This is a genomic window from Asticcacaulis aquaticus (assembly GCF_028550415.1).
Lineage (GTDB): Bacteria > Pseudomonadota > Alphaproteobacteria > Caulobacterales > Caulobacteraceae > Asticcacaulis > Asticcacaulis aquaticus.
Genome location: NZ_JAQQKX010000011.1, coordinates 19,864 through 41,251 on the forward strand (window position 1 = coordinate 19,864; position 21,388 = coordinate 41,251).

The 21,388-nt window shown below is 60.8% G+C and carries 18 protein-coding genes; 11 read left to right on the top strand and 7 right to left on the bottom strand.

Features of this window, described 5'->3' with window-relative positions:
• Positions 1 to 14 precede the first annotated feature (14 nt).
• Positions 15 to 485, top strand: coding sequence for a GNAT family N-acetyltransferase (locus PQU92_RS13195; protein WP_272748698.1), 471 nt, complete (start codon positions 15 to 17; stop codon positions 483 to 485).
• 73 nt (positions 486 to 558) lie between these two features.
• On the opposite strand, the gene PQU92_RS13200 is transcribed toward PQU92_RS13195, so the two are convergent.
• The 4 genes from PQU92_RS13200 to PQU92_RS13215 are packed head-to-tail and all read right to left on the bottom strand — an operon-like array spanning position 559 to position 4,136.
• Positions 559 to 1,128 carry a flavodoxin gene (locus PQU92_RS13200; protein ID WP_272748699.1) on the bottom strand — a complete coding sequence of 190 codons (570 nt, stop codon included), beginning with the start codon at positions 1,126 to 1,128 and terminating at the stop codon, positions 559 to 561.
• A gap of 3 nt (positions 1,129 to 1,131) precedes the next feature.
• Positions 1,132 to 2,271, bottom strand: coding sequence for an aldo/keto reductase (locus tag PQU92_RS13205; protein ID WP_272748700.1), 1,140 nt, complete (start codon positions 2,269 to 2,271; stop codon positions 1,132 to 1,134).
• 22 nt (positions 2,272 to 2,293) lie between these two features.
• The gene (locus PQU92_RS13210) at positions 2,294 to 3,145 is read right to left on the bottom strand and encodes an aldo/keto reductase (RefSeq protein ID WP_272748701.1); all 852 of its coding nucleotides are present in this window, start codon (positions 3,143 to 3,145) and stop codon (positions 2,294 to 2,296) included.
• Position 3,146: 1 nt separating this feature from the next.
• Entirely contained in the window at positions 3,147 to 4,136 is a 990-nt protein-coding gene (locus tag PQU92_RS13215; RefSeq protein WP_272748702.1) for an aldo/keto reductase, read from the bottom strand.
• Between the two features lie 98 nt (positions 4,137 to 4,234).
• Between PQU92_RS13215 and PQU92_RS13220 the strand changes: the two genes are divergently transcribed.
• A complete protein-coding gene (locus PQU92_RS13220) occupies positions 4,235 to 5,128 on the top strand; it encodes a LysR family transcriptional regulator (protein WP_272748703.1) in 894 nt (297 codons plus the stop codon).
• A gap of 120 nt (positions 5,129 to 5,248) precedes the next feature.
• Here the strand turns inward: PQU92_RS13220 and PQU92_RS13225 are convergent, their stop codons facing one another.
• Positions 5,249 to 6,193 (bottom strand): GrpB family protein, encoded by a 945-nt coding sequence (locus PQU92_RS13225; RefSeq protein ID WP_272748704.1) that lies wholly within the window; start codon positions 6,191 to 6,193, stop codon positions 5,249 to 5,251.
• Between the two features lie 106 nt (positions 6,194 to 6,299).
• On the opposite strand from PQU92_RS13225, the gene PQU92_RS13230 reads away from it, so the two are divergent.
• From PQU92_RS13230 to PQU92_RS13270, 9 genes are all read left to right on the top strand, one after another.
• A complete protein-coding gene (locus PQU92_RS13230) occupies positions 6,300 to 6,575 on the top strand; it encodes a metal/formaldehyde-sensitive transcriptional repressor (RefSeq protein WP_272748705.1) in 276 nt (91 codons plus the stop codon).
• 8 nt (positions 6,576 to 6,583) lie between these two features.
• Positions 6,584 to 7,561 (top strand): CDF family Co(II)/Ni(II) efflux transporter DmeF, encoded by a 978-nt coding sequence (gene dmeF / locus PQU92_RS13235; RefSeq protein WP_272748707.1) that lies wholly within the window; start codon positions 6,584 to 6,586, stop codon positions 7,559 to 7,561.
• 16 nt (positions 7,562 to 7,577) lie between these two features.
• Entirely contained in the window at positions 7,578 to 7,964 is a 387-nt protein-coding gene (locus tag PQU92_RS13240) for a hypothetical protein (RefSeq protein WP_272748709.1), read from the top strand.
• A gap of 57 nt (positions 7,965 to 8,021) precedes the next feature.
• The gene (locus PQU92_RS13245) at positions 8,022 to 9,296 is read left to right on the top strand and encodes a TolC family protein (protein ID WP_272748711.1); all 1,275 of its coding nucleotides are present in this window, start codon (positions 8,022 to 8,024) and stop codon (positions 9,294 to 9,296) included.
• Entirely contained in the window at positions 9,293 to 10,552 is a 1,260-nt protein-coding gene (locus tag PQU92_RS13250; RefSeq protein ID WP_272748712.1) for an efflux RND transporter periplasmic adaptor subunit, read from the top strand. The genes PQU92_RS13245 and PQU92_RS13250 overlap by 4 nt, the downstream gene beginning before the upstream one ends.
• An 11-nt stretch (positions 10,553 to 10,563) precedes the next feature.
• Positions 10,564 to 13,701 (top strand): efflux RND transporter permease subunit, encoded by a 3,138-nt coding sequence (locus PQU92_RS13255; RefSeq protein ID WP_272748713.1) that lies wholly within the window; start codon positions 10,564 to 10,566, stop codon positions 13,699 to 13,701.
• Positions 13,702 to 14,098: 397 nt separating this feature from the next.
• Positions 14,099 to 14,620, top strand: a complete 522-nt coding sequence (locus tag PQU92_RS13260) for an RNA polymerase sigma factor (RefSeq protein ID WP_272748714.1) — start codon at positions 14,099 to 14,101, stop codon at positions 14,618 to 14,620.
• Between the two features lie 17 nt (positions 14,621 to 14,637).
• Positions 14,638 to 15,696, top strand: coding sequence for a FecR family protein (locus tag PQU92_RS13265; RefSeq protein WP_272748716.1), 1,059 nt, complete (start codon positions 14,638 to 14,640; stop codon positions 15,694 to 15,696).
• 104 nt (positions 15,697 to 15,800) lie between these two features.
• Positions 15,801 to 19,490, top strand: a complete 3,690-nt coding sequence (locus tag PQU92_RS13270) for a TonB-dependent receptor (protein ID WP_272748717.1) — start codon at positions 15,801 to 15,803, stop codon at positions 19,488 to 19,490.
• Positions 19,491 to 19,938: 448 nt separating this feature from the next.
• Here PQU92_RS13270 and PQU92_RS13275 read toward each other — a convergent pair whose 3' ends face one another.
• Together PQU92_RS13275 and PQU92_RS13280 are read right to left on the bottom strand one after the other, a co-directional pair.
• A complete protein-coding gene (locus tag PQU92_RS13275) occupies positions 19,939 to 20,427 on the bottom strand; it encodes a CREC-EF hand family protein (RefSeq protein WP_272748718.1) in 489 nt (162 codons plus the stop codon).
• A gap of 11 nt (positions 20,428 to 20,438) precedes the next feature.
• Complete coding sequence (locus PQU92_RS13280; RefSeq protein ID WP_272748719.1) at positions 20,439 to 21,233, bottom strand: DUF4198 domain-containing protein; 795 nt, start codon at positions 21,231 to 21,233, stop codon at positions 20,439 to 20,441.
• Positions 21,234 to 21,388 lie beyond the last annotated feature (155 nt).

The following is a 21,388-nucleotide window of genomic DNA, read 5'->3' on the forward strand; positions in this document are numbered from 1 at the left end:
TGCAGGTTGATGAAATGAATGCCACATCTCTAAAAATACGGTCAGCTGGTCGGTCCGACTTAACCTCTCTGATAGACCTATATCAGCATCTGTCCGAAGGGGATGAGAAGCCCTTGCTGACAGTCGCGGAGGAAATTTTCGAAAAATTCCTTACATATCAAGGTAGTGAAATTATTGTTGGGGAAGTGGCCGGCCAGTTGGTCGCCTCGTGTACGTTAGTTGTTGTGCCGAACTTAACTCGCGGTGGCAGGCCTTATGGCTTGTTAGAGAATGTCGTGACACATCGCGATTTTAGAAACCATGGCTTTGGACGTCAGCTTCTACATTATGCCAGCGATATCGCACTAAAAGCAGACTGCTACAAAGTTATGCTTATGACAGGATCAAAGAAACCAGAAACGATCCAGTTCTATCTCGGAGCTGGCTTTGAACAATCCAAAATTGGATTCCAGATGCGTCGAATTCCGCCGCGCCCTGATACCTAAGCTATGTCCCCTTTTTGCATTCACATGTGAGAGCTAGAATGTCCGGAATGGGCGCGATTGAGAATTCCGGACTTTAATTTTCAGCGAGTTGGCCAAGCCATACTCGGACTTGGGTGAGCGTGCGCCGCTCCTGATCGGCCTCCATGACGAAAGGTGGTTCGATCTGCGCATTGGGCGCATGAGTTTTAAGCATAATGAGGCTGTTGCCAAGCCCGTATCCGCCGTGCGTGATGATGGGTCGGATGATCTTGCCCGACGTATCGTGTGTCTTCAGGAATGACCGAATGATGGGCGGGGCGGTTTCACCCCAGATGGGGAAGGCGAGATAGATTTTTCCGTAACGGTCGAAGTCCGTCACGGTTCTGAGTAGGGGCGGTTCGATATCCTTGTCGCGTTCGATCCGGGCCTGTTCGACGGTGGCTTCGTAATCGTCGGGGTAAGGCGTCTTCGGCTGGATTTCGAACAGGTCCGCCGACAGGTCGCGCTGTACCGTTCCAGCAATCACCTTGGTGTTGCCGGAACGGGTGAAGACGGCCACGAGTATCTTCGATTTGGGCATGTCACTAGCCTCCGATGCCACGGGCGAACAGGCTGACAGCACGATCGGCATTGTCAACAGCGCGCGTCTTGACAGATCGGTCATGGCTTAACCTTTCACCGGGGCCTCGACATTAGAGAAGCGCAGCACGCCTTCGGGCAGACGAGCGCCCTGCACCGCGACGGCGGCAACGGCGGCGTTCAGTTCCGTGCGCTCGGCAGCGGTGAAGGTGAGGTTCGCCGCGCCGGTGTTTTCCAGCATATGCGCCATTTGCGTGGTCCCCGGAATGGGGACAATCCACGGCTTCTGAGCGAGCAACCACGCGAGGGCGATCTGGCCAGGGGCGGTCTGCTTGCGCTCGGCCCAGGTCTTGAGGAGGGCGACCAGCTTCAGATTGTTGGGCAGATTCTCTCTGGCAAAACGAGTTTCGCCTTTGCGGATATCGCCGTCGGCATAGGCAGTGCGCTCATCTATGGCACCGGTCAGGAAGCCGACGCCCAACGGGCTCCACGGCACAAAACCGATACCGAGTTCCTCACAGACCCCGAGGACCTCCGTTTCAGGTCCGCGCCACAGCATGGAATATTCGCTCTGCACCGCGCTGACCGGCAGTTCCTTGTGCGCCCGACGCAGCGTATTCAAACCCATCTCGCACAGGCCCCAGTGCAGCACCTTGCCCTGTTGCTTCAGGTCCTTAATGGCGCCGGCCACGTCTTCGATCGGCACGGCGGGATCGACGCGATGCTGATAGAGCAGGTCGATGCGGTCGGTGCGCAGGCGTTTCAGCATGTTGTCGACGACGACCTTGATATGGTTGGGGCGGCTGTTCAGTCCCGGCAAACGCTGACCCGTGGCCTGATCGATGTTCCAGCCGAACTTGGTGGCGATGACGATCTGGTCGCGGAACGGCTGCACGCCTTCGCCCAGAATGCGCTCGACCTCATGCGGGCCGTAGGCTTCGGCGGCATCGTAAAAGGTCACGCCGTTATCGAAGGCCTTGCGAATGATGTTGTGCATCTCCGGGCGGCTGGGGATCGTCGTCTGATAGGTACGGCTCATATTCTGCACCCCGATCCCCACGGCGGAAACTTCGAGGGTGCCGAGCTTGCGACGACCCGGACGGCTGATGTTGCTCGCGACCGCCTGCGCTCCGGCAGGCGCGACCAGCGGCGCGGCACCTGCGACGGCAGCACCGAACAGGATCTGGCGGCGATGGGGTGAGGCGGCGTTCGAGGGCAGGTCGGTCATGTCGGTCTCCTGTGAGGGGCCGTCAGATGTCGAGCTTGCGCTCGCTCATCCATTTGACGATTTCGGGGTCGCGGTGAGAAAAGAAACTTGAAGTATTGGTATCGAGCATGGCGATCCGCGCCATATCCGCCTCATCGAGCGCGAAGTCGAACACGGCCAGATTTTCGGCCATGCGCGTCTTGCGAACGGATTTGGCCAAGACAACGATATGCCGCTGCACCAGCCAGCGCAGGACGACCTGGCCGACCGACTTTCCATATTTCTGACCGATCTCCGTCAGGACCGGAGTCTCGAACAAACCGTTGCGTCCTTCGGCGAACGGTGCCCAGGCCTCAGCCTGAACATCGATGCCTTGCATGAAGGGCACGCTGTCAACCTGCTGCTTGAACGGGTTGATTTCGACCTGATTAACGGCGGGGGCGATCTCGTTGAAGGCCTTGATATCCATCAGGCGATCGGGGTGGAAATTACTCAAGCCGATGGCCCTGAGTTTCCCACCCCGATAGGCGTCCTGCATCGCCCGCCACGACCCGTGGACGTCGCCGAACGGCTGATGGATAAGATAGAGGTCGAGATAGTCGAGACCGAGGCGCCTTAGCGAGCCGTCGATGGCGTCGCGCGTCCTGTCGTAGCCCGTGTCCTGCACCCACAGCTTGCTGGTCACGAAAAGGTCGGACCGGGCAAGGCCGCTGTTTTTCAGACCCGCGCCGACGGCGGTTTCATTGAGATAGGAAGCCGCCGTATCGATCAGCCGATAACCGCCGTCGATCGCGTCGATAACGCAGCGCTCGCAGTCTTTGGGATCGGGGATTTGAAACACGCCGAAGCCCAGCATCGGCATGGTCACGCCATTATTGAGGGTGACGTTTTGCATCTCAGCGCCCCACCGTCGTCATGAGATGGGCCGGGTAGCGGTCCCCTTCGACGGTGATAGCGGCAGCCGCGGTCTGGATGTCGGCAAGGTCGGCAGGTGTCAGTTCGACCTCGGCGGCGGCCAGATTTTCTTCGAGCCGGTGCAGTTTGGTTGTGCCGGGGATCGGCACGATCCACGGTTTTTGCGCCATCAGCCAGGCGAGCGCGATCTGGGCCGGTGTCGCGGTCTTTGCTTGCGCGATGCGCCTGAGCAGATCGACCAGAGCCTGATTAGCCTGCATGGCCTCGGGCGTGAAGCGCGGCAGGCTGGCGCGAAAATCGCCCTTGGCGATAGTCGTATCTTTCGACATGGCGCCGGTCAGGAAGCCCTTGCCGAGCGGGCTATAGGCGACTAGGCCGATGCCGAGTTCTTCGCAGGTCTCAAGGATGCCGTTGGTCTCCGGGCCGCGCGTCCATAGCGAATATTCGTTCTGCAGGGTCGTGACGGGCTGCACGACGTGAGCCTTGCGCACCGTGGCGGCCCCCGGTTCGGACAGGCCAAAGTGACGCACCTTGCCGGCATCGATCAGGTCTTTGACGGCCCCGGCGACGTCTTCGATGGGTATGTCGGGATCGACACGGTGCTGGTAAAAGAGGTCGATGACCTCGACACCGAGGCGCTTCAGCGAGGCCTCGGCGACGGCGCGGATATGGTCGGGGCGGCTGTTCAACCCGGCCTGTTTGCCATCCACGATGTTGAAACCGAACTTGGTGGCGATGACCACGTCGTCACGCACCGGGCGCAAGGCTTGGCCTACCATCTCTTCGTTGGTGAAGGGGCCATACACCTCGGCGGTATCGAAGAAAGTCACGCCGCGTTCGACCGCCTGACGGATCAGGGCGATGCCTTTGTCATTTGACACGGCCGTGCCGTAGCCGAAGTTCAGGCCCATGCAGCCGAAGCCGAGGGCGGACACCTTCAGGCCGAGAGTTCCAAGCGTTCTGGTCTGCATATCCATATCCTTTGTACTGATCCGGACGTAACCTAGTCGCGCTGGACAATTTTGATTAGCCGCTATAATCGGGATGCTATTATTAGAAAGCCTAATGAATGCCGACGCCCAGTTTCGACGATCTTGCCGCCTTTGCTCAGGTAGCGCGCGAACAGAGCTTTACGCGTGCGGCGGCGAAAATCGGCGTGTCGCAATCCGCCCTGAGCCAGACGGTGCGCGCTTTGGAGGAGCGGCTGGGTCTGCGCTTGCTGACGCGGACCACCCGCAGCGTCTCACTGACCGAGGCGGGCGAGCGCCTGTTGCGTACTCTGGCACCGAGGCTGGAGGAAATTACATCTGAACTGGAGGCATTGACCGCGCTTAGGGATCGTCCCGCCGGCACCGTTCGGATTACGGCCGGAGAGCATGCGGCGGTGTCGGTTCTGGAACCGGCGCTCGCGCCGCTCCTGCGCGATCATCCGGAGGTCAATGTCGAGATCATCGTCGACTACGGCCTGACCGACATCGTGGCGGAACGCTTCGATGCCGGGGTCAGGCTGGGGGAGCAGGTCGCCAAGGATATGATCGCCGTCCGCATCGCGCCGGACATGCGGATGGCCGTTGTGGGGTCTCCCGACTATTTCCGTGAGCGGTCAATACCACAGACGCCGCAGGAACTGACGGGCCATAACTGCATCAATATGCGCCTTCCAACCTATGGCGGGCTGTTCGCCTGGGAGTTCGAAAAAGACAGCCGCGAGGTCAAGGTGCGGGTCGATGGGCAGTTGGTCTACAACAATCTCGCCCTGCGGATTAACTCGGCGCTCGATGGTCTGGGTTTGTGCTACGTCCCTGAAGACGCGATTTTGGCGCAAGTTGCGGACGGTCGCCTGATCCGGGTGCTGGAAGACTGGTGCGACCGGTTCTCCGGCTACCACCTTTACTATCCCAGCCGTCGCCATTCGCCTGCGCTCACCGCCGTGGTGGAAGCCTTACGCTATCGCGGGCCTTAGTTTGATCATGCGGTTTCGTCCGCTTCTGGGAGCGATCTGTATAACTGGTTCACAAGAGAGTACATGTCCGCATTGGCACCGACTGACTGACGCATTGAACTCTTGCTTGGCGTGCAGATTTTAAGAACGATGACGGCGGTATTTGCGGATGATATGGTACATCTCGTGAAACAGCGGGTGCCATTGATCGTCGAGGTCGTCGTATAAAGGATGCCAGAAAAACGCGAAGATATGGCCGTGATCATCTTCGGTTTGATGCCGCCATTGGTCGGGCATCCCTGATATCTCCGTCATGTAGAAGTGCCATTGTCTTTGCTGCTCGCCCAGACGGCTGACACCGATGAAGGTCATAGGCGTGGAAAGGGCGATGCCGCTCTCCTCCTTCAATTCGCGTCGCGCGGCCGTTTCAGGCGCTTCGCCCGGTTCGATGCTGCCCTTGACGAATTGCAGGCCGGCGGTCGGATGGCGAAAGGCCAGAATTTCGATGATGTCATTCTGTCGCCGTAAGATGACCGGGCAGGCCTTGTCGGACCGGGTGGGCTTTGCCGCCTGCCGAAACCATTCAAGCGCGGCCGTTTCGGTCTTCAGTATGAAGGGCGATTTTGTATCCTGATAAGCAGCTCTCGACCCGGGCGCACCTAAAAGGATGTTTGTTTTCAGGGCGGAGTATTCGGCAGCTCTTTCCGGGTGAGCGCGGAGATAATCGCGAAACGCCAAATGCCGCTCGATGTGCGCATCGCCATTCGCGTAAATATGCAGATGATGGCTGCGTACACCGGTGAGGGGGGTGGATTTCTGAAAGTACCGCCGACCGGGAATACCGTTCTCGCCTTTTGCGACATAGCCCAGCGTTTGTAATGCCGGGGTCAGGGTATCGACCGCGTCAAGCGACGTGGCGACGCCCAGCATGTCGATAACCGGCTTAGCGACGATCCCGGAAATGGCCGTGCTACCAATGTGATGAAGGTTCTCCAGTGCACTAAACATGACGTGGCGAAGGGCATAGGCCTCGGCTTCGAAGGCGCTTCGCCACGCGGGATCATGAGGGACAAGTTCAATCGACATGACGCCGTGTTAAACGGCGGCCATTCAAATCGCAATAACGGCCAGCTATCAGGTTTCGCCCCTGGTGGTTTGACGTTATTAAAACTATAGGGTAGGGGGGTATCCTATGTCACATACACACAAAGATCAAGATGCCCTCGTCATGAGGGTACGTCGCATCGCTGGACAGCTTGAAGCGGTAGAACGCGCACTGACCTCCGGCGCGGATTGCGCCAAGACGCTGCATCTGGTCGCAGCGGTTCGAGGTGCGGTCAATGGACTGGTCGACGAGGTTATCGAGGCGCATCTGCTTGAGCACGTCGCCGCGCCGGGTTTGACGGATGCCGAGCGCGCCGAAGGAGCCGCCGAGGTGCTTCAGGCCATCCGCCGGTACGCGAAGTGAGGGCGACAATGCAGAGTACGGATCACCTGACACACGACCACGTTTTTCTCGGTTCGGCGCACGATGAAAATGCCCGCCGCACGCTTTGGGTGGTCGGCCTGACCGCCATCATGATGGTCGGTGAAATCGTCGCCGGTTACGTGACCGGATCGATGGCGCTTCTGGCCGACGGGTTTCACATGGCGACCCATGCGGGCGCCCTGACCATCGCTGCCATAGCTTATGGCTTCGCCAAAAAGCACGCGGCCAACCGCGATTACAGCTTCGGCACGGGCAAGGTCGGCGATCTGGCCGGTTTCGCCTCGGCACTGGTACTGGGCATTGTCGCCATCGGTATCGGCGTCGAGTCGGTCCTGCGCCTGCTGCAACCGTCGCCGGTGGCCTTTACCGAAGCGACCCTCATTGCGGCGGTCGGTCTGGCGGTCAATATAGCCAGCGCGTTTCTGCTATCCGGTGGGCATCATCACGGACACGGACATAGCCACGATCACGGACATCATCATGGCCACCATCACCATGATCATGCGTTGCACGAGGATCACCACCATGGTCCCTTACCGAAGGCACGCGACAACAATCTGCGCTCGGCCTATGTTCATGTCCTTGCCGATGCCCTGACCTCGGTGCTGGCCATCGTCGCGTTGCTGTGCGGACGGTTCTTCGGCTGGGTGTGGCTCGATCCGGTCATGGGGCTTGTCGGTGCCGTCGTCATCGCGCGCTGGTCGTGGTCATTGATGCGCGATACCGCCGCAGTGCTGCTTGACCGGACTGACGATCATGTGGCCGGGGAAATCACGGAGCTTGTCGAGGCGAACGGTGACGCAAAGATTGTCGATCTGCACGTCTGGCGCATCGGACCGGAAGCCCATGCGGCCATCGTCAGCGTCGCGAGCGACCTGACACGGGACGTTGTTCGCCAGCGCTTGACACCGGTGCACGAACTGAAGCATCTAACCATTGAAATTCATTCTCAATGCCTTGGCTGAGGAGACGGCCCGGCCTATGTCACGCGGCCTGAACAGAACCGGACGATCGCTCTCGATGGTATGGCTGTGGCTGTGCCTGGGATTGTTCGCGCATGGGTTCTGGGTCGGTATTCAGTCGGACCTCAATATCCTCGATCATAGGACGCGGGCTCACAATGAGCAGGTGGTGGCTCTCGACGACCACCATCATGCGCATGGTGACGCGCATGTGACGGGCGACAGCGACAATCCGCTTGATGTCCATCACCATCATCATTTCAGCGAAACGACCGCCAGCCTGGTGCCATCGACCGCCGATACCTTCGCGCCGCTGGGGATGAGGGCGGTGCGGGTCCTGCCGGGTGATATGCCCGCGCCTGACGGGGTGCGGCCTTCGGGGCCGTTCCAGCCACCGCGCGCCTGAATCGAACATCCATAGGGCCGCGCTTGCCGCGGTCAGGTTCGATTCAAGGAAAATTTCATGCAAAACAAATATATGCGCTCCGCTTTGGGGCGCGTCGGGCTAAGCCTGCTTGCCTGTGCAAGCCTCGGCCTGACAACCATGGCGTGGGCCCAAACCCAGCGTCAACCCCTGCCGCTGTCCGTGGCGCTGACCCGCGCTGTTCAGAACGATCCCGCTCTGAACGCGGTGTCGCCTCGATTAGAAGCCGTGGACGGCGCGGTGCAGCAGGCCGGTGTGCGGCCCAATCCGACATTGAGTCTTGAAACCGAGAATGTCCTTGGTTCTAAAGGTTATGGCGGCATCGACGGGGCGGAGACGACCCTCAGCTATAGTCAGGTCTATGAGCCATCCGACAAGCGCCGCGCGCGTCAGGATATGGCCCTGACCCAGCGCGACCTGATCGTCGCCGAGGCGCGGGTGCGCGGGCTTGACCTTATGCACGAAATCGAAACCGTGTGGATCGAAGCCCTGACAGCCGAAGCCGAGGCTGAACTGGCGGCGGAGCGTCTGCACATGGCGCAGCGCTCGCAGAAAGAAATCAGCCGCCGCGTCAATGCTGCGCGTGATCCGCTGTTTGCCGGCGCCCTTGTCGATGCCAGTGTCGCCAAGGCGCAGATCAGTCTGGATCAGGCGCAACTCAAAGCCCGTACCGCGAAAGCGCAATTGGCGGCCTACTGGGGTGGCTCGGCAGATGTGGAGTTTGACCTCAACGCCTTCAGGGCTCCCGGCCTGCCGACCTTCGTCGCCGAGGACATGCCGGATGCGGCGGTGTTGAGGGCGCGTGAGCGAAGCTCAACGGCCCGTATTCGGGTCGAGACGACCCGTCCGCTTAGAGATAAGACCCTGACGGCGGGTGTGCGGCACTTCAATGCCGACGGCTCTGTGGCCTTCGTGGTCGGCGGCTCGATCCCTCTGGCGCGTCATGACACCAATCAGGGCGCCATCGCTCAGGCCCGCGCCGAAGCGGAGGCCGCAGCGCTGGATATCCGCGCCTATGACCTCAAACGCGCGCGCGAACTGGCGGCGATTCACGCGCGACTGGGTGGTTATATCCATGAGGTCAAACGGCTCGATGCCGAGGTTGTCCCCCAAGCCGAACGCGCCATCCGACTGGTCGAGGAGGGCTTTGCGCGCGGTGGGTTCGCCTATCGCGACCTGATGAACGCCCACGAAGCCCTGCTGGCCGTCAAGGCCGAACGCATCGCGCTTCTCAAAACCTTTCATCTCGAACGCGCCCGTTATGAGCGGCTGAGCGGTCAGTGGATCGCCCTGCTTCCGGAGATACAACAATGACGAATCTTAAACCAAACCGCCGGATGTGGATGCTCGGGGCGGTGTCCCTGACGGCGCTGACCGCCTGTGGTGACAAAAAAGCGGCTGAGGCAGACCACGGCCACGGTGAAGGCGAGGCGGAGGAATTCGAACGCGGGCCGCACCGTGGACGGATGCTGCGCGACGGCGACTTTGCCGTCGAAATCACCATTTTTGAGGACGGCGTCGAGCCGGAATTCCGCGTCTATGCCTACTTGAAAGACAAGCCACTGTCGCCATCTCAGGTGACGCTCGACATCGAACTAACGCGGCTGGGCGGGGTGAAAAACGCCATCGCCTTTGCCCCTCAGGCCGACTATCTGCGCGGCAATTCGGTGGTGTTTGAGCCGCATTCCTTCGACGTCAAGGTGACCGCCGGTTATCAGGGCAAGGCGCATTCGTGGTCCTATGCGTCCTATGAAGGGCGTACGACCATTACTGCCGAGGCGGCGCAGGCGGGCGGCATCAGAACCGAGATCGCCGGTCCGGCCACGGTCGGTGAAACCATCACCATGGCCGGGCGCATCGAGATAAAGCCCGAAGGCAAGTCGCAGGTCCGCGCCTGGTATCCGGGCCGCATCATGAGCCTGAGCGTCGAGCTTGGGCAAAGCGTACGCAAGGGACAGATCATCGCCCGCGTCGAGTCGAGCGATAGCCTGCAAACCTATCCGATCCCGGCACCGATTTCGGGCATCATCGTCGAAAAGAACGCCAATACCGGCGACTATTCCGGCGATAGCACGATGGTGGTCATCGCCGATCCGACCAAGCTGCATGCGGAGTTCTTCGTCTATCCGCGCGACGCCGAGCGGGTGAAGGTGGGGCAGATCGTCACCGTGCGCAGCCTGTCCGGAGACACGAGAATCGAAGCGAAGGTCGAGGCGATTCTGCCGACGGCGGACCTCGTCAGCCAGACGCTGGTGGCGCATGTGCATATCCCGGCCAGCCACGCCGAGGCCTTCCGTCCCGGCATGGGCATCGAAGGCGATTTTGCCGTCAATGCGCAGACCGTGCCGTTGGCGGTCAGGACCAAGGCGCTTCAGTCGTTCCGTGACTTTACCGTGGTCTATGCCAAATCCGGCGACACCTATGAGGTGCGTATGCTCGATCTGGGCCACAAGACGGCGGAGTGGGCCGAGGTTCTGGGCGGCCTTGAGCCCGGCACCGAATACGTCACCGATGGTTCCTTCCTCATCCGCGCGGACATCGAGAAGTCCGGCGCAAGCCACGACCACTAGGGGAGGGCGACATGCAGAAAACACCCTTTCTGGAGGCGGTGATTGCCGCCGCCATCCGTCACCGTTGGGTCGTTCTGGCGCTGGTGCTGGTTTCCGCCGTCATCGGCGTGTGGAGCTTTCAGCGCCTGCCCATCGACGCCACGCCCGACATCACCAATGTACAGGTGCAGATCAATACCGAAGCCCCCGGCTTCTCGCCGCTGGAGGCCGAACAGCGCGTCACCTTCCCGGTGGAAACCGCCATCGCCGGACTGCCGGGGCTCGACTATACGCGCTCGATTTCGCGCTACGGCCTGTCTCAGGTCACCGTCGTCTTCAAGGACGGTACGGACATCTATTTCGCGCGGCAACTGGTCAATGAGCGGCTTCAGGGCGCGCGCAGCCAGTTACCGGAGGGCCTGAGCCCGGAGATGGGGCCGATCGCCACCGGTCTCGGCGAAATCTTCATGTATACGGTCGAGGCCAAGCCGGACGCGCGCAAACCAGACGGTTCGACCTATACGCCCGAAGACCTGCGCACGCTTCAGGACTGGGTCATCCGGCCGCAACTGCGCAACACGCCGGGGGTGACCGAGGTCAACACCATCGGCGGCTTCGAGCGGCAATATCACGTCACGCCGCTGCCGGAGCGCCTGTCGGCCTATGGTCTGACCCTGACCGAGGTCGTCGAAGCCATCGAGCGCAACACCGCGAACGTCGGGGCGGGGTATGTCGAACGTTATGGCGAGCAATACCTGATCCGGGTGCCGGGTCAGGCGGAAACGCTCGACGACCTGCGTGGCATCATCGTGGTCAATCGCGGTGGCTTGCCGATCCGGGTGGCCGACGTCGCCGATGTCGGTCTGGGGCAGGAACTGCGCACCGGGGCGGCGACCGAGGACGGCAAGGAGGTCGTGCTCGGGACGGTCTTCATGCTGGCCGGAGAAAACAGCCGCACGGTGGCAAAAGCCGCCGCCGAACGGCTGGAACAGGCGGCTAAGGCGCTCCCCAATGGCGTCGAGGCTGTGGCGGTTTACGATCGCACGGGTCTGGTCGAACGCGCCATCCACACGGTCGAAAAGAACCTTGCCGAAGGGGCGCTGCTGGTCGTGGTGATCCTCTTCCTGCTGCTGGGGAATATCCGCGCGGCGCTGATCACGGCGCTGATCATTCCGTTTGCCATGCTGATGACCATCACCGGCATGGTGCAGGCGGGGGTGTCGGGCAATCTGATGTCGCTGGGGGCGCTCGATTTCGGCCTCATCGTCGACGGGGCGGTGATTATCGTCGAGAACTGCCTCAGGCGGTTTGCCGAGGCGCAGCATAACTACGGGCGGTTGCTGACGCGGGACGAGCGGTTCAGGCTGACGGCGGAGGCGACCTCCGAAGTCATTCGTCCCTCGCTGTTCGGGGTGCTGATCATCACGCTAGTTTATGTGCCGATCTTCGCCCTGACCGGCGTCGAGGGCAAGATGTTCCATCCCATGGCGATCACCGTCGTCATGGCGCTCACGGTGGCGCTGATCCTGTCGCTGACCTTCGTCCCGGCGGCGGTCGCCATGTTCGTCACGGGCAAGGTGCAGGAAAAGGAAAGCACCATCATGCGCGCCGTGCGCGGCGTCTATGAGCGGGCCTTGTCGGTTGCCCTGCGCCTGCGCGTCGTCATGGTCGGAGGCGCCGTCGCTTTGGTGCTGCTGGCCGGTTTTGCCGCCAGCCGCATGGGGTCGGAGTTCATCCCGAACCTCGACGAAGGCGATATCGCGCTCCACGCCCTGCGTATCCCCGGCACCAGCCTGACCCAGGCCGTGCAGATGCAGTCGGCGCTCGAAGCGCGTATCAAACAGTTCCCTGAGGTCGAGCGCGTCATCGCTAAGATCGGCACGGCAGAGGTGGCAACCGATCCCATGCCGCCCAGCGTCGCTGATACTTTTGTTATGCTCAAGGACCGCAAGGATTGGCCCGATCCGAACAAGCCCAAGGCGGAACTGGTCGCCGAAATCGAAGCGGCGGTTAAAACGGTCCCCGGCAATAATTACGAGTTTACTCAGCCGATCCAGATGCGCTTCAACGAGCTCCTGTCCGGGGTGCGCGCCGATGTTGCCGTCAAAATCTATGGCGACGATCTCGATGTGCTGCTGGCCAAGGGTAGTGAAATCGGTGAGGTCATCGAGGGCATTGACGGCGCGCAGGACGTCGGCGTCGAGCAGGTGACCGGCCTGCCGGTGCTGCAAATCCGCCCGGATCGCGCGGCCCTGGCGCGGTTGGGTCTGAACGTCGCCGATGTGCAGGCGGTGGTGGCGACGGCCATCGGCGGCACCGAAGCGGGGCAGATCTTCGAGGGCGACCGACGCTTTGCCATCGTCGTGCGTCTCCCCGAACATATCCGCAGCAATCTCGACGAGATCGGGCGGCTGCGTATTCCGCTGACGTCCGGTGAGACCGTGACCGGCTTCGTGCCGCTTCAGGATGTCGCCGCGATCAGCATGGAGAAAGGCCCGAACCAGATCAGCCGTGAAAACGGCAAGCGCCGCGTCGTCATTTCGGCCAATGTGCGTGGTCGCGATCTGGGCTCGTTCATCACCGAGGTCCAGCAAAAGGTCGGAGCCGAGGTCGAGGTGCCTACAGGGTATTGGATCGGCTATGGCGGGACGTTCGAGCAGCTTATCTCGGCGGCCAAACGGCTTCAGTTCGTGGTGCCCGCCGCGCTGATTCTGATCTTCGGTCTGCTGTTTGCCCTGTTCCGCTCGGTCAAGGATGCGGCCATCGTCTTTTCCGGCGTGCCTCTGGCCCTGACGGGTGGCGTGGCGGCTCTGTTGGTACGCGACATGCCTTTGTCGATCTCGGCGGGGGTTGGGTTCATCGCGCTTTCGGGCGTGGCGGTGCTCAACGGCGTGGTGATGGTCACCTTTATCCGCAGCCTTATCAGTGAGGGCAAACCGCTCGATGCCGCGATCTACGACGGCGCGCTGACCCGTCTCAGGCCAGTGCTGATGACGGCACTGGTGGCATCACTGGGCTTCGTGCCCATGGCGCTCAATGTCGGAGCCGGAGCTGAGGTTCAGCGACCACTGGCCACCGTCGTCATCGGCGGAATCGTCTCCTCTACGCTTCTGACGCTTCTGGTCCTCCCGGCGCTCTACCGGTTAGTCCACGGGCGAGGAAGAGGGTAGTTTCCGCAACACGGGTAGATGGAAGGCGTGCTGCAAGCGGACGCCTTCCTGATACGACATTACTTGGGCTCAAAATGTCGAATTCGATCAGTATGTCAGGCCCAAATACGCACTTGGGGCCGCTTTGCATTGCTTAATTTTAGGGTGAATTTATTCCGTCCGGTAACTCGTGTCTGCATACCCGCCGTACATCACGCTTGCGACCGTTTGAAATTAGCCACTGCGGCGATGGTCGGTAATGTCAATGTCTGCTTTCCGGCGCTCCTACGCATCGTTGAATAAGTGCCCGGATTGGCGCTTTGGCGTTATAAGGTTGATTTTTTCCCTATTGATGTGAGGATTCCTGGGTCACTTTCATCTATGCATATGAGGGCATGTTGCCTTTGCAGGTAATGAGATGAATGAGCCATCAGGGCAGAGTTGGGAGCAAGCGACGTTTAGCGACCTTCTGGTGCGTTATACGCCGGCGATCCGTAACTATCTGGCCCGGCGAACAAGCTCTTCTATGGAAGCGGAAGATCTGACGCAGGAAGTTCTGGCCCGGGTGCTTAAACGTGCCGAAAGCGGCCCTATCGACAATGTCGAAGGTTATCTGTTTCAGGCGGCGGCCAATCTACTGCGCGAATCCGGGCGGCGGGATACGCTGCGCAATGCGGCGCAGATCATAGAAATCCAGCCGGAACTGGTTGAGGGTGAAGACGTTCAGACGCCCGAACGCATCCTGATGGGCCGAGACGCGGTGCGCCGCATTCAGGCGGCCCTGAACGAATTACCCGAGCGTACGCGGACGATATTTATCCTGAGCCGTTTCGAGGATATGAAGGGTACCGAGATAGCACGGCGGCTTGGCATATCGGCGTCGGCGGTCGAGAAACACATGATGAGAGCGCTGGCTCACCTTAGGCGTTGCGCACAATGACCGATAAGACGATGTCCATGACCAAAGGCCTCATCAAAGGTATGCCGCAGGCCGCATCGGACGCCGCCGACTGGTGGTTGGCCCGGCGCGTGCTGGGGACCTTAAGCGCGCGCGACGAGGCGGCGTTTCAGGTCTGGCTGTCCGATCCGGCCAATGCAGAAGCCTATGCCGCAGCAAGCCGTTTGTTCGACGATATCGGCGGACTGGCGGCGGAGTCTGAATTTCTGCATCTGCGAAAGGAGGCGCTCACGGTCGCACCCGAAGTTCGCTCGAACCGGATGCGCGTTGCGGCATCGATCGGGCTGATGGTCATCGCCGGCGCAGCGGTCTTCGGTGTCGTGGCCACTGGATCCGACTATGCGCCGGGTCGTTCGGAAGCCAGTCTTGCGGCGACCAAGCGTTACGAGACGCGTCTGGGCGAACGCCGCAAGGTGTCCCTTGACGATGGCTCCGTTGTCTCGATGAATACGGATACGATTGTCGAGGTCGTGTTTTCCAAACACAGACGCGACATCCGGTTACTGCGCGGTGAGGCCCTGTTCGAGGTCGCGCACAATACGGCCTGGCCCTTCGTCGTCACAGCGGGAGACCGCCATGTCGTGGCCGTCGGTACAGCCTTCAATGTGCGCCTGAACGGAGATGATGTCCGGGTGGTGCTGGTTGAGGGCAAGGTCCGGGTCGAGCCGTTGCAGCCGAAAGGCATAGAGCGCGTATTGCCGCAACTGGCGGCGGAGCAGCTTGTGGCGGGTGAGCAACTGACCGCGACGACGGGCGTTAGCGACGTCAAGGTCGAGACGGCCGATGTCAAACGCTCGATCAGCTGGCAGGAAGGGCAGGTCGTGTTCCGTGACGATGCCTTGTCCGTGGCCGTGGCCGAGTTCAATCGCTATTCCGACGTGCGCCTTATGATCACCGATCCAAAGGTCGCCGATCTACGCGTCAGCGGCGTGTTTCGCGTCGACCGCCCGCAGAATTTCGTGGCCGCCGTCACGGGTTTCTATCCCGTTGAAGCACGCCGGACCTCGGCGGGCACGACTGAGCTGGTATGGCGCGACAGCGGGAGTATAGAAAAATAATGTAAGAGAAGTGAGGAGTCCTCCCGAGCATTCATCTTACAATTCAGAGGCCCACATAACGAGGGCCCGCTGCCACCCAAAAACAGGCAGGGGAAACAACGCGAATGCTCAGCACCACTCTACGCGCTCTGGCGGCCGGCGCCGCCACCGCGCTCGTCATGTCCAGTCCGGCCTATGCACAGGCTGCCAAACCCGTCGACATTGCCCCGCAGTCCCTTATTTCGGCGCTCGAACAATACGGACGCCAAAGTGGCGTTGAATTGATGTTCGACCGTAGCCAACTGGGCGGGAAAACGACGTCCGGCGTCAAGGGAACCTTTACACCGAACGAGGCACTGCGCCGATTGCTCGAAGGCACCAATGCCACGCTCGAACAGGTCAACGGCACGACCTTTCTGATCAAGATTTCCGGTCAGAAAACCAGCCCGCGGGCGGATGCCCCCGACGCCCTGCCACAGGTTCTGCCGGTGCGCGCCATCGTAGCGGAAGACCGTGTCAGCGTCGACGGCGTTCAGGAGGTCGTGGTCGTCGGGGCGCGCCGGGCTCAGCAATCGGCCATCGACCGCAAGAAGCGCTCGAACACGGCTCAGGACTCCATCGTCGCCGACGATGTCGGCTCGTTCCCGGATCGGAACCTCAACGAAGCCCTGTCGCGTATCCCGGGCGCGGCCTTGTCACGCGATGAAACCGGCGAGGGGTCTTCCATCAATATCCGCGGCAACGGCGGTGGGGCCATTCGTATCGAAATGGACGGCATGGGGGTCGCGACCAATGGTGCCGATCTGGCCATCAACGGCTCGAACGGTGGCGGACGCGGCTCGGACATGCGTGAATTGCCCGCCGACCTGATCAAAAGCGTCGATGTGATCAAGGGCAATACGCCCGACCTGACCGAAGGCGGTCTGGGCGCCAGCGTTCAGATCAAGACGCGGGATGCGCTCGATTTCAGCAAGCCCTATTTCCAGATGCGCGTGGCTGGCGAACGCAATTCGCTCAGCGAGAAATGGTCGCCCAACATCAATATCATCGCCTCGCGCAAGTTCTTCGACAACCGGTTGGGCGTGCTGCTCAACTTTTCCCAGTCGGAACGGCTGGGTGACAGCCACAAGATGGGCATGGCGGGGACCAATGACCGCGCCGGTTACCTGCGCACGACGGATTTCGACAATTCGCCGGAAAAGACCTATTCGCTGAACCCGGCGACGGTGTCGGGCGAAGGCCTCGACACGCCGGTGTTGCGCTCGCCGCTGGCGGCCAATACAAGCACCTTCTTCGATTCGAGCTCCCGGCGTCAGATCATCGAAAAATCGGCAGCGGCCAAGTCGAAAGCCGACTGCGTCGCGGCCTTCCCACTCCTGACGGCGGCAGAACTGAACGCGATTCAGGCCGGATCGAACAATGCCAACCGCTCGGCGGCGCAGGCGCAAAGGATCAGCGAGCAGCAGTCCTGCCTGAACCAGTGGAACGATTATGCGCCAAACTCGGTGCGCGACCAGCGCTACACTGCCTATGAGGACCGTCTGGCCTGGGATGTCCGGTTCGACTTCCGCGTCAACGACCACCTCAAGGTCTATGCCAAATATCAGGTGGCGGATCGCTATCAGGAGGAAGACACGCGCTTCCGTTCGCGCGGTGGCGTATCTGTTCTGACGGCGGCATCGACGGGTTTTGTCACCCAAAGCCTCAACAACAACACCAATATTCCGGTCGGTTCGTCGCAGGTTCTGACACCGGTGGCAGGGGGCGGGTACTGGATCTATAATCCGACTCAGGTCTCTGGCGGGATACAGCTGGACGCCAACGCGACGTCAACCACGACCAACTATACCTTCCCGATCCTGGGGCAGGCGCTGAACGTCAATCCGGCGACGCTGGTGATGGATGATAATCACCACATCACTCAGATGGACATTACCAATGCCACGCTGGGCATCGACCATATCCGCAACCGCGTGGAAGCCAAGAGCAACTATGTGCTGGTCGGGGGGGAATACAAGGACGGGCCGCTGCTCGTCACCTTTCAGGCCAACCAGACGGAGTCCTCCTATTCGCGGACCGATCGCCGCGTCGCCCGAACCTATAATTACGGCAATGCCCGTATGAGGCTGCTGCCCAGCGGCATGTGGACCTACGATCTGCCGGCGGACTACAACGAAAACGACATGGCCAATTTCGTCAAGTTCAACCCGGTGACAGCCGGTTTGCCGCTGACGCGCAATTTCGGCATCCAGCTGAATCCGCGCATGACGGAAAGCTCGGAAACCGCGGGCAAGATCGACGCCAGCTATAACCTCAAGGGTGTCGTGCCGTTCTTCACGCGGGTCAAGACGGGCGCCAGCTATCGCGACATGAAGACGGCCTACTGGAGTGGCGGCGGTTTCCAGCCGGTGAGCGGGGTCGAGGTGCCGACGCTCAATCTGCGCGGCAATGTCCGTGCCTGCGAAAACCTGCCGACGACGACGGTCGCCAACCAGTGCGTCTACGGCTACGTGCCCGACCCGTCGGCGCGCAACCGTTACTACGGCGTGGAGACGATAACCCAGGCTCAGGCGATTGCCATTCTCCAGCAATCGCTCGAAGAAAATAGCGATGTCTTCTTCAACGGCTATGACGGCGCGGAAGGCATGACCAACTGGACCAGCATCGACGCCGACAAGTTCTATGCCCTGGTTAATTCCGAGCACTATAACCTCGACTGCATGAAGGTGTGCGAGGGCAGCGACGGAAAGATGTATGCCCAGCCGGTCAGCAAATCGACCGAGCAGATCACGGCGGCCTATTATATGGCCGAGTTCGAGCAGAACCTGCCCTGGGGCATGTCGTTCAACGGTAATTTCGGCGTGCGTATGGTCAGCACCAGCGTTCAGGCGTCGGGCTTTGTCCGCCTGACCTCGATCCAGAAGACCGCGCTCTACGATCCGGCCAACCGTGACGCCGCCGCGGGCATTTCCTCGTTCAATCTTCAGAAGCCGGTGGCCATCGACAAGACCTATACCGACTGGCTCCCCAGCTATAACCTCGCCCTCTGGGTCCTCGACGACAAGCTGGTGGCCCGCTATTCGTGGTCGAAAACCGTGGCCAGACCACCGGTCGGCCGTCTGTGGCCTGCCGGGGTCTGCACCGTCGATGAGCGTAATGAGAACGAATTCGACGCCGACGGCACCGCCAAGGACAATAGCTGCGACACGTTCGGCAACCCGGACCTGAAGCCCTATCAGGCCGCCAAGGCCAATACGAGCCTTGAATGGTATCCCAACCGTGACACGTCACTGTCGCTGGCCTATTATCGCCAGACCATCCGCGTCGGTGGCCCGGTCACGGTCACGGTCAACAACGCCAATCTGTTTGCGGGCACCGGCGAAGTCGATCCCCAAACAGGCGAAAGCCTGGATAATCTGACCTTCCGCTATAACACCTACGTCAATGGCGAAGGCTATACGCAAAGCGGCTGGGAGTTCGCCTCTAAGACCGCTTTCACCTTCCTGCCGTGGCGTCTGCGCTATACGGGGGCCGATTTCAACGTTTCGACGACCAAGGCCAGCAACAGCCGGACCTATGTAGACCCCATCACGGGCGAGTACCAGACCCCGCCGGGCCAGTACAAATACTTCGCCAATCTGGCGCTATGGTACGACGATGGCAAGACCAATGCCCGTATTACCTGGCAAGGCCGAGACCGCGTCTTTACCTGCGTTTCCGCCTGCGGCGACAGCGGGGTGAACAACACCCCCAACGCCAACCCCATCAACGTCACCGGTCAGCCCTACAACCCCGGTGAGCCCTATTTCACCTAAGCCTATCAGTATGTCGATGCCAAGCTGACGCACAAGTTCAGACCCAATGTCGAACTGTATTTCGAAGGGCGGAACCTGCTGAAGGAGGCGGCGATTATCGTGGGCTCCGACGACCGCGGCTTCTCCGACGGGGTGCCCAACCTCTGGCGTATCGGCTACGGCGGTCGCCGTTTCTCCGTTGGGGTGATTTACAAGCTGAACTGATTTTGATCCTGGCGCGAAAGCCACTCCCTTCCCGCGCCATAAACTCTGTGTGTGTGTTTGCCCATTTCCTGAGCCATCGGAAAGCCCGTGCAAAGTCACGGGCTTTTTTGTTCTTTAACGACCCCTGGCAATAAAAAGAGGTCTTAAAGTCCGCTAACGGGCAACTCAATCGCTCAACGGTGCGATGTCCGCTTCGGGTCGCGGCGTCCTATACGCCCCACGAATGGGGCGTATGGGTATCGCCTTACGGCTGGACGAAGTCGTTCTTGCCTTCCTTGGCCGCTTTTTCGGCCAGAGCGACGTCCTTGTCGGTGACAAAACCGTCCTTGTCGCGGTCGTGCATCCCGAACATGCGCAGGCCCGAGGCCAGATATTCCCCGAAGCTGATCGCGCCGTTCTTGTCGGTGTCGAGGACGCCGAAGCGGACCTTGGCCTGACGCATCTGGCGCTGGTTTTCCTCAAGGCGCTTTTCCGGATCGGCGATCTTGCTCAGGCGGATCATCAGGCGGCCCTCAAATTCGCCGACATATTCGGCCTCGCTGAGCGTGCCGTCTTCGTTGAAGTCGGCTTTGACGAACTCGACCTTGCGGCCGGTCTTGAACTCTTCGGTCGAGACCTTGCCATCGCCGTTGAGGTCCTGTTCTTCGATGAAGACGGTGGAGGAATGCGACGCGGCAAAGGCCGGGGCGGCGAAGGCGATCAGGGCGGCGGTGGTGATAAGCAGGTGTTTCATACTCGGGGGCCTTATTGGGGGAGGACTTCAAGGGTCAGGGTGGCGGTGTGGCTGTTCCACAGGTTCGGCGTGCCCTCGGCGGGACGGCGGACGCGGACCTGAAGCAGGTAGAGACCCGCCGTTTTCGGGGTGAAGGTGACTTCGCCCTTGTCGTTGGATTTCAGGTCGTATTCGGCAACCTTGTTCGCGGCATAGGTCTGGCCGTCGGTGATGACGGTCAGGCTCTCGCCCTTCAGGCCCTTGCCGTTTTCACGGATCTGTACGGTGACCGGCTCACCGGCATAGGCGTCGTAGGGGGCGGTGACCGGGTGGATCTGAACGCCGTCGACCGCCACGTCGGGCTTAGTTGGCGTGCCGTGCGCCACATAGACGTCGGCGCGGGTCAGGCTCTGGACGTCGACCAGTTGCGCCCCGGCGGCGGGGGTCTTGCCCGGCTCGACGAACTGAACCTCGCCATTGACGATGGCGGCCTTGGCAATGCGGCCCTTGCGTACGCCGGACGAGATGAGGAAGGTGCCGGGCGCGGCCAGCGGCACTTCCAAGAACACCGCGTCGCGCAGTGTGGCGGCGGGCGTCAGCGGTGTGACCTTGCCGTCCGGACCGGTGACGGAAAAGCTGTCCGACTTCATCGCCACGTCCGGGCGCAGGTCGCCCTCGGCGAACGAGGCCTCGACGGTCACGTGGTCGCGCTGGGCGGCGGGCGTGAAGCTGTTCGGTTTGAGGTAGGGCGAGTGAGCGAGAGCGGGCGTGGATAAAAAGCCCAGCAGGATCAATGAGCTGACGCCCATTTTCAGTGATTTTGACATGTGGTCCCCAAGGGTTGAAACGCGATGTTGTCGCATTGCCACAATCCACTAATGAGAATCATTATTATTTGCAAGACCCTTGACGCATCGTGGTGTGAGGTATAGGTGCCGGGTAAATGAGAATTATTCGCAATAATAATAACGGTGTTATGTTG

Bases quoted from the DNA above. Each gene is read 5' to 3' on its own strand.
- PQU92_RS13195 (WP_272748698.1), top strand. From the start codon at position 15: ATGAATGCCACATCTCTAAAAATACGGTCAGCTGGTCGGTCCGACTTA.
- PQU92_RS13200 (WP_272748699.1), bottom strand. From the start codon at position 1,128: ATGACCGATCTGTCAAGACGCGCGCTGTTGACAATGCCGATCGTGCTG.
- PQU92_RS13205 (WP_272748700.1), bottom strand. From the start codon at position 2,271: ATGACCGACCTGCCCTCGAACGCCGCCTCACCCCATCGCCGCCAGATC.
- PQU92_RS13210 (WP_272748701.1), bottom strand. From the start codon at position 3,145: ATGCAAAACGTCACCCTCAATAATGGCGTGACCATGCCGATGCTGGGC.
- PQU92_RS13215 (WP_272748702.1), bottom strand. From the start codon at position 4,136: ATGCAGACCAGAACGCTTGGAACTCTCGGCCTGAAGGTGTCCGCCCTC.
- PQU92_RS13220 (WP_272748703.1), top strand. From the start codon at position 4,235: ATGCCGACGCCCAGTTTCGACGATCTTGCCGCCTTTGCTCAGGTAGCG.
- PQU92_RS13225 (WP_272748704.1), bottom strand. From the start codon at position 6,193: ATGTCGATTGAACTTGTCCCTCATGATCCCGCGTGGCGAAGCGCCTTC.
- PQU92_RS13230 (WP_272748705.1), top strand. From the start codon at position 6,300: ATGTCACATACACACAAAGATCAAGATGCCCTCGTCATGAGGGTACGT.
- dmeF (WP_272748707.1), top strand. From the start codon at position 6,584: ATGCAGAGTACGGATCACCTGACACACGACCACGTTTTTCTCGGTTCG.
- PQU92_RS13240 (WP_272748709.1), top strand. From the start codon at position 7,578: ATGTCACGCGGCCTGAACAGAACCGGACGATCGCTCTCGATGGTATGG.
- PQU92_RS13245 (WP_272748711.1), top strand. From the start codon at position 8,022: ATGCAAAACAAATATATGCGCTCCGCTTTGGGGCGCGTCGGGCTAAGC.
- PQU92_RS13250 (WP_272748712.1), top strand. From the start codon at position 9,293: ATGACGAATCTTAAACCAAACCGCCGGATGTGGATGCTCGGGGCGGTG.
- PQU92_RS13255 (WP_272748713.1), top strand. From the start codon at position 10,564: ATGCAGAAAACACCCTTTCTGGAGGCGGTGATTGCCGCCGCCATCCGT.
- PQU92_RS13260 (WP_272748714.1), top strand. From the start codon at position 14,099: ATGAATGAGCCATCAGGGCAGAGTTGGGAGCAAGCGACGTTTAGCGAC.
- PQU92_RS13265 (WP_272748716.1), top strand. From the start codon at position 14,638: ATGACCAAAGGCCTCATCAAAGGTATGCCGCAGGCCGCATCGGACGCC.
- PQU92_RS13270 (WP_272748717.1), top strand. From the start codon at position 15,801: ATGCTCAGCACCACTCTACGCGCTCTGGCGGCCGGCGCCGCCACCGCG.
- PQU92_RS13275 (WP_272748718.1), bottom strand. From the start codon at position 20,427: ATGAAACACCTGCTTATCACCACCGCCGCCCTGATCGCCTTCGCCGCC.
- PQU92_RS13280 (WP_272748719.1), bottom strand. From the start codon at position 21,233: ATGTCAAAATCACTGAAAATGGGCGTCAGCTCATTGATCCTGCTGGGC.